The 409-nt window shown below is 75.1% G+C and carries 1 protein-coding gene; it reads right to left on the bottom strand.

Features of this window, described 5'->3' with window-relative positions; translation table 11 throughout:
* On the bottom strand, window positions 1-409 hold a 409-nt coding region (locus D455_RS0126020), incomplete at both ends, for a LytR/AlgR family response regulator transcription factor (protein WP_017573597.1).

Below are 409 nucleotides of genomic sequence, written 5' to 3'. Positions count from 1 at the left end.
GGGGGCCCGCCTCCAGCAGTTGGGCGCGCAGGTGGCGGCCGTGGCGGCGGCTCACCGGCACGTCGCCCGCCGGGGTGCCCGCCACCAGGCCGGACGAGGAGGTCACCCGCAGGTCCCGCACCCACGGGATGGCGATGAGGAACCCCCGGTGGACCCGGACGAACCCCGCCGAGGCCCACACCTCCTCCAGATATGACAGCGACAGGCGGATCAGGTGACCGCCGTCGGCGGTGTGCAGCCGCACGTAGTCGCCCTGGGCCTCCACGAACTGCACGTCGTCGCGCTTGACGAACACCGTGCGCCTGCCCGTGTCGATCTGCACCACGTGCAGGTCCTCGGCGGGCGGGGCCTCACCGCTGGGGCGGCGCAGCTGGGCGATCCGGCCGACCGCCTCGGCCAGGCGCTCGGG

The sequence above is a fragment of the Nocardiopsis halotolerans DSM 44410 genome, from assembly GCF_000341065.1.
Taxonomy (GTDB): domain Bacteria; phylum Actinomycetota; class Actinomycetes; order Streptosporangiales; family Streptosporangiaceae; genus Nocardiopsis; species Nocardiopsis halotolerans.
The sequence above is the reverse complement of the archived record's forward strand: the minus strand, read 5'-3'. Positions and strand labels throughout refer to the sequence as shown.